Source organism: Pseudomonas sp. Irchel 3A7 (assembly GCF_900187565.1).
Classification (GTDB): Bacteria; Pseudomonadota; Gammaproteobacteria; order Pseudomonadales; family Pseudomonadaceae; genus Aquipseudomonas.
Window position 1 is genome coordinate 219,514 of sequence record NZ_FYED01000011.1, and the last position, 16,192, is coordinate 235,705.

Here is a 16,192-nt window from a genome sequence, read left to right on the forward strand (position 1 = left end):
CTTGAAGCTTGCAGCTTAAAGCTTGCAGCTAAAAAGCCCTGTCTCAGCAGGGCTTTTTTGTTAATGCTGCGTTAACTTAGCGAGCTAACGATGCAATGCATTTGTTCCACCAAAGGCCCGGTGCAGACGTCCCCGTCGGCATAAGAGAGCCCCTTTAGCCTGAGTCGATCTGCGTGATGCCAACCGCCGATTTCCGGCGGCAGATTGCTCGACCCCATAACCCAATACTATGCGGGCGTGCCCATGATTACCCTGAAGCTCAATGGTCAAGACCATCAACTCGACGTCACCGAGGACATGCCGCTGCTCTGGGCAATCCGTGACGTGGCCGGTTACAACGGCACCAAGTTCGGCTGCGGCATGGGCCTGTGCGGTGCCTGTACCATTCATATCGAAGGCGCTCCGGCGCGTAGCTGCATCACGCCGATCGGTTCGGTTGTCGGGCAGAACATCACCACCATCGATAATCTGCACGCCGACCCGGTGGGCAAAGTCGTGCAGCAAGCCTGGCTTGATACCGCCGTGGCCCAGTGCGGTTACTGCCAGGGTGGGCAAATCATGTCCGCCACCGCGCTGCTCAAGACGAATCCGAACCCGAGTGATGAACAGATCGAAGAGGCGATGGTCGGCAACATCTGCCGGTGCGGCACTTACAACCGTATCAAGACCGCCATCCGCCAGGCATCTACTCACCTGAAGGAGGCCAAGGCATGAGCCGGTTACCGAATGATTTTGCCCTGAGCAACCTCAGCCGCCGTGGTTTCCTCAAGGGTGTGGGTGCTACTGGTGCCCTGGTGGTCGCTGCGAGCTGGGGCTGGCAAGACGTTTTTGCCGAAGAAAAAGAGAAGAAATTCGGCGCCGACGGCATGCCCAATGGCTGGATCGATGATCCCAAGGTTTACGTCAGCATCGCCACTGATGGCACGGTGACTGTGGTTTGCAACCGCTCGGAAATGGGCCAGGGCGTTCGTACCAGTCTGACCATGGTCGTGGCCGATGAACTGGAAGCCGACTGGGCGCGGGTCAAAGTGAAGCAGGCGCCGGGCGACGAGATACGCTTCGGCAACCAGGACACCGACGGTTCGCGCAGTATGCGCCACTGGTTCGAGCCGATGCGCCGTTGTGGTGCCGCCGCGCGGACCATGCTGGAACAGGCCGCTGCCGACCACTGGAAAGTGCCAGTGGGCGAATGCCATGCGCAACTGCATAAAGTCATCCACAAACCTTCCGGACGCGAGCTGGAGTATGGCGCCCTGGCCGCTGCTGCCAGTGCCTTGGCCGTACCGGCGCGTGACAGCCTGAGGCTCAAGGAGCCATCGGAATTCCGCTACATCGGCAAGGAAGGTACCAAGGCCATCGACGGTGACGACATCGTCAACGGTCGCGCCGTGTATGGCGCCGACGTGCATTTCGACGGCATGCTGTTCGCCACGATTGCCCGGCCGGCGGTGTATGGCGGCAAGGTCAAGAGTTTCGATGCCGCGGCGGCAATGAAGGTCCCTGGCGTGGTCAAGGTCGTGCAGATCGAGAGCCGACCGCTGCCATCGGAGTTTCAACCGCTGGGCGGCGTCGCTGTGGTGGCGAACAATACCTGGGCGGCGATCAAGGGCCGCGAGGCATTGAAAATCGAATGGGATGACGGTCCCAACGCCAGCTACGACTCCATTGCTTACCGCAAGGCGCTGGAAGCCGCGTCCCTGAAACCCGGCAAAGTGGTGCGCAACACCGGCAACATCGACGAAGCCATGAAAAGCGCCGACAGTACGCTGGAAGCATCCTACTACCTGCCGCATTTGTCACAGTCGCCGATGGAGCCAATGGTCGCCATCGCCCGTTACAACGATGGCGTGTGCGAAGCCTGGGGGCCGAGCCAGGCGCCGCAAGTCACCCGCGAACGGATTGGCGAACGCCTGGGCGTGCCATTCGACAAGGTCACCTTCAATGTCACCTTGCTTGGCGGTGGTTTTGGTCGCAAGTCCAAGCCTGACTTCATCATCGAAGCGGCCATCCTGGCCAAGGAATTCCCTGGCAAGGCGGTGCGGGTGCAATGGACCCGTGAAGACGACATCCATTGCTCCTACTTCCACACGGTGTCGGTCGAACACCTCAAGGCCAGCCTTAACAAGGATGGCCTGCCGTCCGGCTGGTTGCACCGTACGGTGGCGCCGAGCATCACTGCGTTGTTCGCACCGGGCATGAATCACGAGGCGGCTTTCGAGTTGGGCATGGGTTTCACCAACATGGCTTATGCGATTCCCAACATCCGCCTGGAAAACCCCGAGGCGACCGTCCATACCCGCGTGGGCTGGTACCGCTCGGTGTCGAACATTCCTCATGGCTTTGCCATTCAGAGCTTTATCGACGAATTGGCGCACAAGGCCAAGGAAGACCCGCTCAAGTACCAGATCAAGCTGCTCGGCCCTGATCGGCAGATCGATCCACGTACCTTGAGTGAAGAGTGGAACTACGGCGAATCGCCCGAGCGTTATCCGATCGACACTGCGCGGTTGCGTACGGTGCTGGAAACCGCCGCCAAAGCCGCCGGTTGGGGGCGCGAGGTGCCGAAGGGCCGGGGCCTGGGTCTGGCGGTGCATTACAGCTTCGTGACCTACGTGGCGGCGGTAATCGAGGTCGAAGTCAAAGACGATGGCACGTTGATCGTGCACAAGGCTGATATCGCCGTGGACTGCGGGCCGCAGATCAACCCCGAGCGGATTCGCGCGCAATTCGAAGGTGCCTGTGTCATGGGCCTGGGCAACGCGGTGTTGGGTGAGATCAGTTTCAAGGACGGCAAGGTCCAGCAGGACAACTTCCACATGTACGAAGTGGCGCGCATGTCGCTGGCGCCGAAGGAAGTCACCGTGCATCTGGTCACACCGCCGGGCACCGTGCCGTTGGGCGGTGTCGGCGAGCCGGGTGTGCCGCCGATTGCCCCGGCACTGTGCAACGCGATATTCGCCGCCACGGGTAAACGTATCCGCGACCTGCCGGTTCGTTACCAGCTGCAGGGCTGGAATAAGGCGGGAGCCTGATGGACAGCGTCGATCTGAACGTCCTGCGCAGCGTGCTGGAGTGGCGTCGCGCCGGTCAGCGGGTGGTGTTGTACAGCGTGGTCCAGACCTGGGGTACTGCACCCCGGGCGCCTGGCGCCATGCTGGCGTTGCGTGAAGATGGCGTGGTGATTGGTTCGGTGTCCGGTGGCTGCGTAGAGGATGACCTGATTGCGCGGTTGCACGACGGCCGAATTCCGGCCGATGGGCCTCCGGTGCAACTGATCACCTACGGCGTGACCCGCGAGGAGGCAGCGCGTTTTGGTTTGCCATGCGGTGGCACATTGCGTCTGACCGAAGAGCGCGTAGGCGACCCGGCATGGGTCGCCGAGTTACTGATGCGCTGCGAGGCCCATGAAATCGTGGCGCGTTCGCTTGATATCGCAAGCGGGGAAGTTGTTCTGCAGCCAGCCAGCAAAACGGATGCGTTGGTGTTTGACGGGCAGACCCTGCGTGCGATCTATGGCCCGCGCTGGCGCTTGTTGCTGATCGGTGCGGGGCAGCTGTCCCGTTATGTCGCCGAGATGGCGCGGCTTCTGGATTTCGAAGTGCTGATCTGCGATCCGCGCAGCGAATTTGTCTACGGCTGGGAAGAACAGCACGGCCGGTTTGTCTCGGGCATGCCCGACGAGGCTGTGCTGAATATTCAGACCGACGAACGCACGGCCATCGTCGCTTTGACCCACGACCCGCGTCTGGATGACATGGCGCTGCTCACGGCCCTCGACTCCAGGGCTTTTTATGTCGGCGCGCTGGGCTCGCGGGTCAACAGCCAGAAACGTCGGGATAATCTGGCTCAACTAGGCTTGTCGCAGCAGTCCATCGAACGGCTGCACGGTCCGATTGGCCTGCACATTGGCAGCCATAGCCCGGCGGAAATCGCTTTGTCGCTGATGGCCGAGATTGTGGCGATCAAGAATGGCGTGGAGCTGAAACAGAAAAAGCCGTTGCGGGAGGGCGCATGAGCGAACCTATCGGTGTCATCGTTCTGGCAGCGGGGCAGGGCAGCCGGTTTCGGCAGGTTGCAGGCGATGAAAAGGACAAGTTGCTGGCGGACTGTACGGGGCTTGATGACGCTGTCCGTTCGGTGATCGAGCAGGTGCTGGTGAATTTGCCGGCTGAACTGGACAGGCGTGTATTGGTGACCACCGCGGATCGCCCGCAAGTCATCCGTATGGCCAAGGCCTATGGCTGCGAGATCGTGCTGGTCGAGTCGACCGGAATGGGTGACAGCATTGCGGCAGGGGTGGCGGCGTGTGCGCAGCTCAATGGCTGGTTGATGGTGCTGGGGGATATGCCGTTTATCCTGCCGTCCAGCATTGGGCAGGTCGTGGCGCAAGTTGTCGATGATTGCATCAGTGTGCCGGTGCAGGAGGGCGAATTCGGACATCCCGTGGGGTTTGGTCGCAACTTTGGTCCGGGGTTGATGGCATTATCCGGTGACCGCGGGGCCAAGGCATTGTTTGCGCAGGGTCGGGTGGTTGAAGTAACGGTGGATGATCCCGGTGTGTTGTGGGATGTGGATGTGCCTGAAAAGCTGGTCTTTGTCTGATAGATCGCTTCGCGGGCAAGCCACGCTCCCACAGGTCTTGTGTCGCTTGCATAATCATTGAACGACGCAAGACCTGTGGGAGCGGTGCTTGCCCGCGATGAACGATAACGCGGTTTACCTGTTTTACAGCAGACATGAAAAAAGCCCCGCCTGGGTTCACCAGGCGGGGCTTTTTAGTGGCCGACGGAATCAGACGAGCGGTTTAGGCTCGTGCTCTTTTTCCTGGGCCTGTTCGTGTTGCTCTACTGCTTCCTGCACGGAGCGCGGGGCTTCGTGGATCACGGATTCAGCTGGCTCGGCAGCGACCTCGGCAACCGGGGCAGGCGCTGCCTCGACGACTTCAGCAGCTCCTGGCGCCGGTTCTTCAGCGACAACCGCTTCAACCGAAGCAGCAGCGGCAGCCAGTTCGGCTTCCTTCTGCAGGCGCTCGGCTTCACGCTTGCGACGACGCACTTCACGCGGGTCGTTCGGCGCACGACCGCTTGGCGTCAGGGCGCTGACAGGCGCGGCTTCGACCACTGCAGCAGGCGCTTCGGCAACAACCGGTGCTTCAACTGCAGGAGCAGGTTCGGCAGCGGCAACCACTGGCTCGGAGATCATGGCCTCAGCCACTTCGGCTTCAGCGGCTGGTGCCGGTGCTGGTGCCTCGGCTACAGTTGGCTCGGCAACCCAGTTGAACGCGGTTTGCTCTTCGCGAACTTCACGAACGGTTTCGGTCACGGTTTCGGTTACAGCTTCGACCACAGGTTCTGCAATCACGGCAGGCGCTTCGGCGACGATGGCAGGCTCGGCGGCAGCTTCAACTACTGGCTGTGCCTCAGGCGCGGGTGCCAATTCGACTTCCGGCGATGCGGTGGTTTCGACCGGTGTTGTCGCTTCAACGACTGGCGCTTCGACCGGAGCTGTCTCCAGGGTGGCGGCAGTGGCGCGTTCGGCTTGCTCGTTGGCCTGTGCTTCGGCCGGAGCGCTGATCACGGTGCTGGCAACGGCTGCGGTAACAGCCAGGCCGGCGGCCAGATCGGCAGTGCTTGGCGCTTCGCTGCTTTCGCCGGACTCGGAGTCATCCGAACCTTCGATCACATTGCCGTTGGCATCACGCTGACGCTCGCGACGGTTGCTGCGACGACGCTGGCCACGGGAGCGGCGGCGTGGGCGATCGCCTTCGGCGCCGTCCTGACCTTCTTCCTGCAGTTGCTCTTCGTTGGTTGGCAGCTCTTCTTCGGCAACGGCAGCAGCGGCTTGCTCGGCGCGCGGTTGACGTTCTTCACGCGGTGGGCGTGGAGCGCGCTCTTCCCGTGGCTGACGGGCCGGACGTTCTTCAGCGGTAGCAGCGGCGGCCGGAGCGGCATCCAGAGGCTCGCGCAGTTCACGTACACGCTCTTCACGCTCGCCACGTGGCTTGCGGTCTTCACGCGGAGCACGCGGTGCACGTTCTTCACGGGGCGCGCGAGGTGCGCGTTCTTCGCGAGCTACCGCCGGGGTTTCTTCGCGGGCTTCGCGTGGCTGACGCTCTTCGCGTGGTTCACGTGGTGCGCGTTCTTCACGCGGTGCACGTTCCTCGCGAGGCTTGCGTTCTTCATCGCGGCGACCGTTACGGTTGCGGCTCTGCTGACGACCGTTGCGGCGCTCTTCGTTGCGGGCAGGGCGCTCGGCAGCCGGTTTTTCAACCACGACCGGAGCGGCAGGCTCTTCCTTGGTGGCGAACAGGCTGACCAGCGACTTCACCAGGCCTTTGAACAGGCTTGGCTCTGGTGCGGCGACCGGTGCAGCAACCGGAGCGACGACTTCGGTTGGAACCGGAGCGTTGGCGCGGGCCGGAGCCGTCTTGACCGCGGCTTCCTGGCGAACCAGGGTGCGGGTCGCAGCGGCTGGCTGGACTTCTTCCACTTCGGCAGCGGCAGCGGCGATTTCGTAGCTGGACTGGTTGGTGGCAGCTTCCGGGCTGTCATCGCGCAGGCGCTGAACTTCGAAGTGCGGCGTTTCGAGGTGATCGTTCGGCAGAATGACGATGCGGGCACGGGTGCGCAGTTCGATCTTGGTGATCGAGTTGCGTTTTTCGTTGAGCAGGAATGCTGCGACCGGGATCGGCACCTGGGCGCGCACTTCGGCAGTGCGGTCTTTCAGGGCTTCTTCTTCTATCAGGCGCAGGATCGCCAGCGACAGCGATTCAACGTCACGGATGATGCCGGTGCCGCTGCAGCGAGGGCAAACGATGCCACTGCTTTCACCCAGGGATGGACGCAGGCGCTGACGGGACATTTCCAGCAGGCCGAAGCGCGAGATACGGCCGACTTGCACGCGAGCGCGGTCGGCTTCCAGGCATTCGCGGACTTTCTCTTCCACGGCGCGCTGGTTCTTGGCTGGGGTCATGTCGATGAAGTCGATGACGATCAGGCCGCCGATGTCGCGCAGGCGCAACTGACGGGCGATTTCTTCGGCGGCTTCAAGGTTGGTCTGCAGGGCGGTTTCTTCGATGTCGCTGCCTTTGGTGGCGCGCGCCGAGTTGATGTCGATGGACACCAGGGCTTCGGTCGGATCGATCACGATGGAGCCGCCGGAAGGCAGTTCGACGACGCGCTGGAAGGCGGTCTCGATCTGGCTTTCGATCTGGAAGCGGTTGAACAGTGGAACGCTGTCTTCGTACAGCTTGATCTTGCTGGCGTACTGCGGCATGACCTGGCGAATGAAGGTCAGGGCTTCGTCCTGGGCTTCGACGCTGTCGATCAGCACTTCGCCGATGTCCTGGCGCAGGTAATCGCGGATGGCGCGGATGATCACGTTGCTTTCCTGGTAGATCAGGAATGGCGCGGAACGATCCAGCGACGCTTCTTTGATGGCGGTCCAGAGTTGCAGCAGGTAATCGAGGTCCCACTGCATTTCTTCGCTGCTGCGGCCCAGGCCGGCAGTGCGCACGATCAGACCCATGTCGGCCGGGGCAACCAGACCGTTCAGGGCTTCACGCAGTTCATTACGCTCTTCACCTTCGATGCGACGGGAAATACCGCCGGCACGCGGGTTGTTCGGCATCAGTACCAGGTAACGACCGGCCAGGCTGATGAAGGTGGTCAGGGCAGCGCCCTTGTTGCCACGCTCTTCTTTTTCGACCTGCACGATGACTTCCTGGCCTTCGCTCAGGACGTCCTTGATATTGACGCGGCCTTCGGGGGCCTTCTTGAAGTATTCGCGGGAGATTTCTTTGAGGGGCAGGAAGCCGTGGCGCTCAGAGCCAAAATCGACAAAGGCAGCTTCAAGGCTTGGTTCGATGCGAGTAATCCGGCCTTTATAGATGTTGGCCTTCTTCTGCTCGCGTGCACCGGATTCGATGTCCAGGTCGTAGAGGCGCTGGCCATCTACCAGTGCAACACGCAACTCTTCAGGTTGAGTTGCGTTAATCAGCATTCTTTTCATGTAGTACCGTCGGTTTCCGGGCTGCCGGAAACGGCGTTCGGCACACACGACTTCTCACGGTCGGTGTCAGGTGCGTCGGGAGTGGTTGGCCATTCCCGTGTCCAGCGATGTCCGGCCAATGTGGGCCTGCATCGCGACGTACGCGTCCTGCTTGCTGTGGCTACTTAAGCACTCAGTCAGGAGGAGGAATCAACCGGCGGCTGTGGACGAGATGAAGCGTCTTGATAAAGCCTATTGCTACACAGTCCAGCGGTTGTGCATCTCCACCCTACACGTATCCCTGATAATTCGGGTGCTGCCGCGCGCAGAATCCGCAGCGGGTTGGCATTTACCGTGAGCTCCGAAAGGGGAGGTCACGCATCATGGCTAATTTAGGCGTTTGTTTCCGAAGCGTTCGCTCGGGGTCATTCGCAGCTGACTGCACTTTGTGAACTGGCCGTGAATATGGCTCGCGTGGCGAGTGAAAAACTCTGCTTTGCGGCGTGATTCAGGCCTCATGTCACCTGCGCTCGTTACACCTGCAAACTCCACCGTTACGTAGCTAAAGCCCCGTAGGACGGCCTCGCGTCCTGGTGAATTGCGTTGGTCAGGGCCGGTTTTTGACCGTTGGTCCGCTGTCCAGGCCGCTTTTGGCGGCGTTCGCGACTATAGCAGTAATGATTAAGTGCTTCAATTCCATAAAAAATTGATATCATCCGCGCCATGACGACTACTGCCCCCTCGACTCCAGGCGTACAACTGCTTGAGGTCTCGCCGGAATATGCCGGCCAACGTATTGATAACTTCCTTCTCGCTCGGCTCAAAGGCGTGCCCAAGACCTTGATTTACCGCATTTTGCGCAAAGGCGAAGTGCGTGTGAACAAGGGCCGGATCAAGCCCGAATACAAGCTGCAAGCGGGCGATATCGTGCGCGTGCCGCCGGTTCGCGTGCCTGAGCGTGACGAGCCGGTGCCCCTGGCCCAAGGGCTGTTGCAGCGGCTCGAAGCCTCGATTGTCTATGAAGACAAGGCGCTGATCGTGATCAACAAGCCCGCCGGGATCGCGGTCCATGGCGGCAGCGGCCTGAGCTTCGGCGTGATCGAAGCCTTCCGCCAGTTGCGCCCTGACGCCAAGGAGCTTGAACTGGTCCATCGCCTGGATCGGGACACCTCCGGCCTGCTGATGATTGCCAAAAAACGCAGCATGCTGCGTCACTTGCACACAGCGCTGCGCGGCGATGGCGTCGATAAGCGCTACATGGCGCTGGTTCGTGGTAATTGGGCTTCTTCGATCAAACAGGTCCGCGCGCCGCTGGGCAAGAGCAATCTGCGCTCCGGTGAGCGTATGGTCGAGGTCGACGAGGAGGAGGGCAAGGAGTCTGTGACCGTGTTCAAGGTCCTGCGTCGCTTTGGCGACTTTGCCACCATGATCGAGGCCAAGCCGATCACCGGTCGAACCCACCAGATTCGCGTCCATACCCTGCACGCCGGGCACTGCATCGCCGGCGACACCAAGTACGGCGATGACGATTTCAGCAAGGAAATCCGTGATCTGGGTGGTAAGCGGCTGTTTCTGCACGCCTACATGCTGACCGTGCCGCTGCCCGATGGTGGCGAGCTGAAGCTTCAGGCGCCTGTCGATGAAATGTGGGCAAAAACCGTGGAGCGCCTGAGTGCACCCATCTGATTACAAACTGCTGGTCTTCGATTGGGATGGCACGTTGGCCGATTCCATTGGTCGGATTGTCGAAGCGATGCACGTGGCATCCGAACGATCCGGTTTCCCGTTGCGTGATGATTTCGCCGTCAAGGGCATCATCGGCCTGGGGTTGCCGGAGGCGATCCGAACGTTGTATCCCGAAATTGGTGATGCAGAGCTGGTGGCGTTTCGTCAGCACTATGCGGATCATTACATCGCGTCAGAGGCAGTGCCTTCGCCGTTGTTCGAGGGTGTAGTCGAGTCGCTCGAAGCGTTTCGAACCGAGGGTTATCATCTGGCTGTCGCGACCGGCAAGGCGCGTCGTGGGCTGGACCGGGTGCTGAAATCCCACGGCTGGGAAGGTTACTTCGACATCACTCGCGCGGCCGACGAGACTGCCAGCAAGCCACATCCGCTGATGCTTGAACAGATCCTTGCCCATTGCGACGTTCGCCCGGAGCAGGCGTTGATGGTCGGCGACTCGTCCTTCGATTTGCAGATGGCGCGCAATGCCGGCATGGACTCGGTGGCTGTCAGCTATGGCGCCCAGTCGATCGATGCGCTGAAGTTGTTCGAGCCGCGGCTGGCCATTGATCGCTTTTCAGAATTGCATGCCTGGCTCAGTCAGCGGGCTTAATAGGTTTTTGCTGGGGTAGATGGTATGGCCGACGAATGGAAAGCGCCCGCCAAGGCGAGCGCAGAGAACGGTGACGAAAAGAGCTGGAAGCTGCTGGAAAAGACACTGCTGGCCGGTGTGCAGGAACAGCGCCGGTCTCGTCGCTGGGGGATTTTCTTCAAGCTGCTGACCTTTGTGTACCTGTTTATTGCACTGGCGCTGTTCTCGCCGTTGATGGACATGGAAAAAGTGGCTGCACGCAGCGGCAACTACACCGCGCTGATCGACGTGAACGGCATGATCGCCGACAAGGAACCGGCCAGCGCGGACAACATCGTTGGCAGTTTGCGGGCTGCTTTTGATGACGAGAAGGTCAAGGGCGTCATTCTGCGTATCAACAGTCCGGGTGGCAGTCCGGTGCAGTCGGGTTATGTCTATGACGAAATCCGCCGTCTGCGTGGATTGCATCCCGATACCAAGTTGTACGCGGTAATTTCCGATCTCGGCGCTTCGGGTGCCTATTACATTGCCAGTGCAGCTGATCAGATCTATGCCGACAAGGCGAGCCTGGTGGGCTCTATCGGTGTGACGGCGGCCGGTTACGGTTTTGTCGGTACCATGGAGAAGCTGGGGGTCGAGCGTCGTACCTATAATTCCGGCGAGCACAAATCGTTTCTCGATCCGTTCCAGCCACAGAAGCCTGAAGAAACCGCCTTCTGGCAAGGGGTGCTGGATACGACCCATAAGCAGTTCATCAACAGCGTCAAGCAGGGTCGTGGCGAACGCCTGAAGGACAAGGAGCATCCCGAGCTGTTCTCCGGGCTGGTCTGGTCCGGCGAACAGGCGTTGCCGCTGGGGCTGATCGATGGTCTGGGCAATGCCAGTTATGTTGCGCGGGATGTCATCGGCGAAAAAGAGCTGGTGGACTTCACTGTTCAGGAGTCGCCGTTCGATCGCTTCTCGAAAAAGCTCGGAGCCAGCGTGGCTGAGCATTTGGCGTTGTGGATGGGGTTTAACGGTCCATCGTTGCGTTAACGGTCCGGTTGCAGAAAAGATCGCAGCCTGCGGCAGCTCCTACAGGGATTCGCGTCCATCGTAGGAGCTGCCGAAGGCTGCGATCTTTTGCTTTTCAGGGGATTTGCACGCCTTCGATCAATAGCATGTCTACGAGGCGGATCAGCGGCAGGCCGACGAGGCTGGTGGCATCAGGGCCTTCAGTGCTCTGGAACAGGCTTACCCCCAGGCCTTCCGCCTTGAAGCTGCCAGCGCAATCGTAGGGTTGTTCTGCGTGCAGATAGCGCTCGACGCGTGCGGTGTCGAGTGTGCGCATGTGCACGGTGAAGGGAATGCAGTCGACCTGGCAGTGGCCGGTCCGGCTGTTGAGCAAGGCCAGGCCGGTCAGGAAGGTGACACTGGCGCCGCTGGAGGCCAGCAGCTGCTCACGGGCCTTTTCGAAGGTGTGGGGTTTGCCGATGATCCTGTCGCCGAGCACGGCGACCTGGTCGGAGCCGATGATCAGATGGGCGTCATGGTTGCCGGCCAGTGCTCGTGCTTTTTCCTCGGCGAGGCGTTTGACCAGATCAACGGCGGACTCGCCCGGGCGATGACTTTCGTCGATATCCGGCGAACTGCAGGTGAACGGCAGTTGCAGGCGGGCCAGCAATTCCCGGCGATAGAGCGAGCCGGAAGCGAGTAATAAAGGCAGCATGGGTATCTCCAGAGGGCAGGCGAGGATTCTAGCGGAGGCTTGCAAGTGACGGACAGGGCTGAATTTCCTTTGACATGGGCGGGTGCATCCCTATAATGCTGCGCCTATGTTGAATGACCCGATTCCACCTCACGTTGACCCGCGCAAATTGGCTGACCGTGGCACCACCCTTCAAGGTGAAATGCTGCTGGCCGATTTGGAGAGACTCTGCGACCCGCTTTCCGACAATGTCGGTACGGTGCAGGCTAAATTCGTTTTTGAACGAGATGAACGTAAATCTGTGGTCATCCACAGCTTTATCGACACTGAAGTCAAAATGGTTTGCCAGCGTTGTCTTGAGCTGGTCACCCTGCCGATCCATAGCGAATGCAGTTATGCTGTGGTGAAGGAGGGTGCGAATACCCAGTCGTTGCCGAAAGGTTATGACGTGCTGGAACTGGGCGAAGATCCATTGGATCTGCAGTCACTGATCGAGGAGGAGCTTCTGCTCGCCTTGCCCATTGTGCCTGCTCATCATCCGGAAGAATGCCAGCAGCCGGCGGGAGCAGATGAGCCCGAACCGAGCGAGGACGAGGTAACGCGGTCCAACCCGTTCAGTGTATTGGCGCAGTTAAAGCGTGACCCAAACGTTTAGGAGTTAATCAATTATGGCTGTTCAGCAGAACAAAAAATCCCGCTCTGCCCGTGACATGCGCCGTTCGCACGACGCTCTCGAGGCTAGCACCCTGTCTGTAGAAAAAACCACTGGTGAAGTTCACCTGCGTCACCACGTATCGCCAGAAGGCGTATACCGTGGCCGTAAAGTGATCGACAAGGGCGCTGACGAGTAATCACTTGTCCGCTCAAGTCATCGCGATTGACGCAATGGGCGGGGACTTCGGTCCCCGCAGCATTGTTCAGGCCAGCCTTGCTTGCCTGTCTGCTACCCCCTCGCTGCACCTGACCCTTGTCGGTCAACCCTCCCTCCTTGAAGAATTGATCGCTGGCCAATCGGCTGTGGATCGCTCGCGCCTGTCGATTGCACCGGCATCCGAAGTCATCACCATGGATGAAAAACCTGCCCAGGCCCTGCGCGGCAAGCCAGACTCTTCGATGCGCGTGGCGCTTGAGTTGTTGCGCGAGGGCAAGGTCCAGGCTTGTGTCAGTGCCGGCAATACCGGGGCGCTGATGGCGTTGTCTCGATTCGTACTCAAGACCTTGCCGGGGATCGACCGGCCGGCCATGGTCGCGGCGATCCCGACGCAGAAGGGTTATTGTCAGTTGCTCGATCTGGGCGCCAATGTCGATTGCAGCGCCGAGCACCTGTTGCAGTTTGCGGTGATGGGCTCGGTTGCCGCAGAAACCCTGGGTATCGTGCGTCCGCGCGTGGCGTTGTTGAACATCGGTACCGAAGACATCAAGGGCAATCAGCAAGTGAAGCTCGCCGCAACCTTGCTGCAACGTGCTCGTGGTATCAACTACATCGGTTTCGTCGAAGGTGACGGTTTATACCGTGGTGAGGCGGATGTCGTGGTGTGTGACGGGTTTGTCGGCAACATCCTGCTCAAATCCAGTGAGGGGTTGGCGACCATGATTGCCGGGCGTATCGAAGCGCTATTCAAGAAAAGCCTGCCTTCGCGCATGGTCGGCGCGCTAGCCCTGCCGTTGATGAAGCGCCTGCAAGCCGATCTGGCGCCCGCGCGGCATAACGGCGCGAGTTTCCTCGGTTTGCAGGGCATTGTGGTAAAAAGCCACGGTTCTGCCGGGGTGCAGGGGTTTCAGAGTGCAATTTCCCGTGCCTTGATCGAGATACAGGAAAACCTGCCGGAACGCATTCACGGTCGTCTGGAGGATTTGTTGCTTTAGGCGTTTTCGTCGGACAATGCTTAAATGTGACCGCTCAGTTCAATTGGCCATCCAACTGTCAGTTTCTTGCGTCCCCCAAAGCGGGACGTCAACTCTCCGACGACAAGATCATTAGGGGCTTGTTACATGTCTGCTTCCCTCGCATTCGTCTTTCCGGGACAAGGTTCGCAGTCCCTCGGCATGCTGGCCGAGTTGGGCGCGCAACATCCGGTTGTCCTCGAAACATTCAAAGAAGCTTCCGATGCTTTGGGTTACGACCTGTGGGCACTGACCCAGCAAGGGCCGGAAGAGCAACTCAATCAAACCGATAAAACCCAGCCGGCCATTCTGACCGCCTCGATCGCCTTGTGGCGCCTGTGGCTGGCGGAAGGTGGCGCGCGCCCGGCTTATGTAGCCGGTCACAGCCTGGGCGAATACAGCGCGCTGGTCGCGGCAGGCAGTCTGAGCCTGGGCGATGCGGTGAAACTGGTCGAGCGTCGTGGTCAGCTGATGCAGGAAGCCGTGCCGGCCGGGCAGGGTGGCATGGCCGCCATCCTCGGTCTGGACGATGCTGATGTTCTGGCGGCCTGTGCCGAAGCGGCGCAAGGCGAAGTGGTCAGTGCCGTCAACTTCAACTCTCCGGGTCAGGTGGTTATTGCCGGTGCCAAGGCTGCGGTCGAGCGTGCCATCGAAGGCTGCAAGGCTCGTGGTGCCAAGCGCGCCATGCCGCTTCCGGTCAGCGTGCCGTCTCATTGCGAGCTGATGCGTCCGGCCGCCGAGCGTTTCGCTGAATCGATCGCTGCGATCGACTGGCAGGCACCGCAGATTCCTGTGGTACAGAACGTCAGTGCTGATGTGTCAGCCGATCTGGAAACCCTCAAGCGCGATCTGCTTGAACAGCTTTACAAGCCTGTACGCTGGGTCGAGTCGGTCCAGGCGCTGGCAGCCAAGGGCGCGACCAATCTGGTCGAGTGCGGCCCGGGTAAAGTGCTGGCCGGTCTGAACAAACGTTGCGCCGATGGCGTATCGACTTCCAACCTCAATACCCCAGACGCTTTCGCTGCCGCCCGCGCAGCGCTGGCCTGAATCAGGAGAAACTTGCATGAGTCTGCAAGGTAAAGTTGCACTGGTCACCGGCGCAAGCCGCGGTATCGGCCAGGCTATCGCCCTGGAACTGGGTCGTCAGGGCGCCATCGTTGTTGGCACTGCGACCTCCGCCTCGGGGGCTGAGCGCATTGCCGCCACCCTCAAGGAACACGGCATTCAAGGCACTGGCCTGGAGCTCAATGTCACCAGCGACGAGTCCGTATCGGCTGTGTTGGCAAGCATTCAGGAGCAGTTCGGTGCTCCGGCGATTCTGGTGAATAATGCCGGCATCACCCGCGATAACCTGATGATGCGCATGAAAGACGACGAATGGTATGACGTCGTCGATACCAACCTGAACAGTCTGTATCGCCTGTCCAAGGGCGTTTTGCGCGGCATGACCAAAGCCCGTTGGGGACGAATTATCAGTATTGGTTCGGTTGTGGGTGCCATGGGCAACGCAGGCCAAGTAAACTATGCCGCCGCCAAGGCCGGTCTGGAAGGTTTCAGCCGTGCGCTGGCGCGTGAAGTCGGTTCGCGTTCTATTACGGTCAACTCGGTAACCCCAGGGTTCATCGACACCGATATGACTCGCGAATTGCCGGAAGCGCAGCGTGAAGCCTTGCAGACGCAGATTCCGCTGGGTCGTCTGGGGCAAGCTCAAGAGATCGCGTCCGTGGTCGCTTTTCTTGCATCCGACGGTGCAGCCTACGTGACCGGGGCTACAATCCCGGTGAACGGCGGGATGTACATGTAAGTTAAATGTGACGGATTGCTTCAAAAAAATGTCATACGAGCTGTCTAAAATCCGTTATAAAGCTGCAATCTATTTATAGGCAGAGGGTCACCGGGTTTGAGGAGTGAAGCTTTCAGTTGAAAAGCTGAAAAGTCTTTCTATACACTTACCCACTGGCCAGCTGCCTGAATTTGTCCATTAGGAGTGAAAACAAGGTATGAGCACCATCGAAGAGCGCGTCAAGAAAATCGTTGCCGAGCAACTGGGCGTTAAAGAAGAAGAAGTGGTCAACACTGCTTCCTTCGTTGAAGACCTGGGTGCTGACTCCCTTGACACCGTTGAGCTGGTGATGGCTCTGGAAGAGGAATTCGAGACCGAAATCCCTGACGAAGAAGCTGAGAAGATCACTACTGTACAAGCTGCTATCGATTACGTTACTGCCCACCAGGCGTAATAGTTTGTAATCGTTGCTCGCTGTCATGGAAAAAACCGCACTGCCACATGGCGTGCGGTTTTTTCTTTAGGCCTGATGCAA

General features: G+C 59.8%; 15 protein-coding genes. 13 read left to right on the forward strand and 2 right to left on the reverse strand.

The annotated features are described in order from the left end of the window. The first annotated feature begins 243 nt into the window (after positions 1-243). The 4 genes from CKW21_RS19440 to CKW21_RS19455 are packed head-to-tail and all read left to right on the forward strand — an operon-like array spanning position 244 to position 4,602. On the forward strand, positions 244-714 hold the full coding sequence (locus CKW21_RS19440; RefSeq protein ID WP_095195559.1) for a (2Fe-2S)-binding protein: 471 nt from the start codon (positions 244-246) through the stop codon (positions 712-714). Further along, positions 711-3,032: a xanthine dehydrogenase family protein molybdopterin-binding subunit gene (locus tag CKW21_RS19445; protein ID WP_095195560.1), complete on the forward strand. Its 2,322-nt coding sequence runs from the start codon at positions 711-713 to the stop codon at positions 3,030-3,032. Before CKW21_RS19440 ends, CKW21_RS19445 begins: the two co-directional genes overlap by 4 nt. Continuing rightward, complete coding sequence (locus CKW21_RS19450) at positions 3,032-4,015, forward strand: XdhC family protein (protein ID WP_095195561.1); 984 nt, start codon at positions 3,032-3,034, stop codon at positions 4,013-4,015. The genes CKW21_RS19445 and CKW21_RS19450 overlap by 1 nt, the downstream gene beginning before the upstream one ends. Further along, the gene (locus CKW21_RS19455; RefSeq protein ID WP_095195562.1) at positions 4,012-4,602 is read left to right on the forward strand and encodes an NTP transferase domain-containing protein; all 591 of its coding nucleotides are present in this window, start codon (positions 4,012-4,014) and stop codon (positions 4,600-4,602) included. Before CKW21_RS19450 ends, CKW21_RS19455 begins: the two co-directional genes overlap by 4 nt. A 189-nt stretch (positions 4,603-4,791) precedes the next feature. On the opposite strand, the gene rne is transcribed toward CKW21_RS19455, so the two are convergent. Continuing rightward, positions 4,792-8,010, reverse strand: a complete 3,219-nt coding sequence (rne, locus tag CKW21_RS19460; protein ID WP_095195563.1) for a ribonuclease E — start codon at positions 8,008-8,010, stop codon at positions 4,792-4,794. 702 nt (positions 8,011-8,712) lie between these two features. Here rne and rluC point away from each other — a divergent pair. The 3 genes from rluC to CKW21_RS19480 are packed head-to-tail and all read left to right on the forward strand — an operon-like array spanning position 8,713 to position 11,338. Further along, complete coding sequence (gene rluC / locus CKW21_RS19470) at positions 8,713-9,675, forward strand: 23S rRNA pseudouridine(955/2504/2580) synthase RluC (protein WP_095195564.1); 963 nt, start codon at positions 8,713-8,715, stop codon at positions 9,673-9,675. Continuing rightward, on the forward strand, positions 9,662-10,324 hold the full coding sequence (locus CKW21_RS19475) for an HAD-IA family hydrolase (protein WP_095195565.1): 663 nt from the start codon (positions 9,662-9,664) through the stop codon (positions 10,322-10,324). Before rluC ends, CKW21_RS19475 begins: the two co-directional genes overlap by 14 nt. A 24-nt stretch (positions 10,325-10,348) precedes the next feature. After that, entirely contained in the window at positions 10,349-11,338 is a 990-nt protein-coding gene (locus tag CKW21_RS19480; RefSeq protein WP_095195566.1) for a S49 family peptidase, read from the forward strand. Positions 11,339-11,432: 94 nt separating this feature from the next. Here the strand turns inward: CKW21_RS19480 and CKW21_RS19485 are convergent, their stop codons facing one another. Beyond that, positions 11,433-12,011 carry a nucleoside triphosphate pyrophosphatase gene (locus CKW21_RS19485; protein WP_095195567.1) on the reverse strand — a complete coding sequence of 193 codons (579 nt, stop codon included), beginning with the start codon at positions 12,009-12,011 and terminating at the stop codon, positions 11,433-11,435. A gap of 106 nt (positions 12,012-12,117) precedes the next feature. Here CKW21_RS19485 and CKW21_RS19490 point away from each other — a divergent pair, with 106 nt between their 5' ends. The 6 genes from CKW21_RS19490 to acpP all read left to right on the forward strand — a co-directional run bounded on the left by CKW21_RS19490 (position 12,118) and on the right by acpP (position 16,111). Further along, on the forward strand, positions 12,118-12,645 hold the full coding sequence (locus CKW21_RS19490) for a YceD family protein (RefSeq protein WP_007942001.1): 528 nt from the start codon (positions 12,118-12,120) through the stop codon (positions 12,643-12,645). A 13-nt stretch (positions 12,646-12,658) separates the two neighbouring features. Next, positions 12,659-12,841, forward strand: a complete 183-nt coding sequence (gene rpmF, locus CKW21_RS19495; RefSeq protein WP_003179396.1) for a 50S ribosomal protein L32 — start codon at positions 12,659-12,661, stop codon at positions 12,839-12,841. A 4-nt stretch (positions 12,842-12,845) separates the two neighbouring features. Further along, the gene (gene plsX, locus CKW21_RS19500) at positions 12,846-13,856 is read left to right on the forward strand and encodes a phosphate acyltransferase PlsX (protein ID WP_095195568.1); all 1,011 of its coding nucleotides are present in this window, start codon (positions 12,846-12,848) and stop codon (positions 13,854-13,856) included. Between the two features lie 126 nt (positions 13,857-13,982). Next, a complete protein-coding gene (gene fabD, locus CKW21_RS19505) occupies positions 13,983-14,921 on the forward strand; it encodes an ACP S-malonyltransferase (RefSeq protein WP_095195569.1) in 939 nt (312 codons plus the stop codon). Between the two features lie 16 nt (positions 14,922-14,937). Beyond that, positions 14,938-15,678 carry a 3-oxoacyl-ACP reductase FabG gene (fabG, locus tag CKW21_RS19510; RefSeq protein WP_095195570.1) on the forward strand — a complete coding sequence of 247 codons (741 nt, stop codon included), beginning with the start codon at positions 14,938-14,940 and terminating at the stop codon, positions 15,676-15,678. Between the two features lie 196 nt (positions 15,679-15,874). Further along, positions 15,875-16,111 (forward strand): acyl carrier protein, encoded by a 237-nt coding sequence (acpP, locus tag CKW21_RS19515; RefSeq protein WP_007987170.1) that lies wholly within the window; start codon positions 15,875-15,877, stop codon positions 16,109-16,111. Positions 16,112-16,192: the final 81 nt, after the last annotated feature.

Coding starts and splice junctions, on each gene's coding strand:
- rne (WP_095195563.1), bottom strand. CDS start 8,010: ATGAAAAGAATGCTGATTAACGCAACTCAACCTGAAGAGTTGCGTGTT.
- rpmF (WP_003179396.1), top strand. CDS start 12,659: ATGGCTGTTCAGCAGAACAAAAAATCCCGCTCTGCCCGTGACATGCGC.
- CKW21_RS19490 (WP_007942001.1), top strand. CDS start 12,118: ATGTTGAATGACCCGATTCCACCTCACGTTGACCCGCGCAAATTGGCT.
- CKW21_RS19455 (WP_095195562.1), top strand. CDS start 4,012: ATGAGCGAACCTATCGGTGTCATCGTTCTGGCAGCGGGGCAGGGCAGC.
- CKW21_RS19480 (WP_095195566.1), top strand. CDS start 10,349: ATGGCCGACGAATGGAAAGCGCCCGCCAAGGCGAGCGCAGAGAACGGT.
- fabD (WP_095195569.1), top strand. CDS start 13,983: ATGTCTGCTTCCCTCGCATTCGTCTTTCCGGGACAAGGTTCGCAGTCC.
- CKW21_RS19445 (WP_095195560.1), top strand. CDS start 711: ATGAGCCGGTTACCGAATGATTTTGCCCTGAGCAACCTCAGCCGCCGT.
- rluC (WP_095195564.1), top strand. CDS start 8,713: ATGACGACTACTGCCCCCTCGACTCCAGGCGTACAACTGCTTGAGGTC.
- CKW21_RS19450 (WP_095195561.1), top strand. CDS start 3,032: ATGGACAGCGTCGATCTGAACGTCCTGCGCAGCGTGCTGGAGTGGCGT.
- fabG (WP_095195570.1), top strand. CDS start 14,938: ATGAGTCTGCAAGGTAAAGTTGCACTGGTCACCGGCGCAAGCCGCGGT.
- CKW21_RS19485 (WP_095195567.1), bottom strand. CDS start 12,011: ATGCTGCCTTTATTACTCGCTTCCGGCTCGCTCTATCGCCGGGAATTG.
- acpP (WP_007987170.1), top strand. CDS start 15,875: ATGAGCACCATCGAAGAGCGCGTCAAGAAAATCGTTGCCGAGCAACTG.
- CKW21_RS19440 (WP_095195559.1), top strand. CDS start 244: ATGATTACCCTGAAGCTCAATGGTCAAGACCATCAACTCGACGTCACC.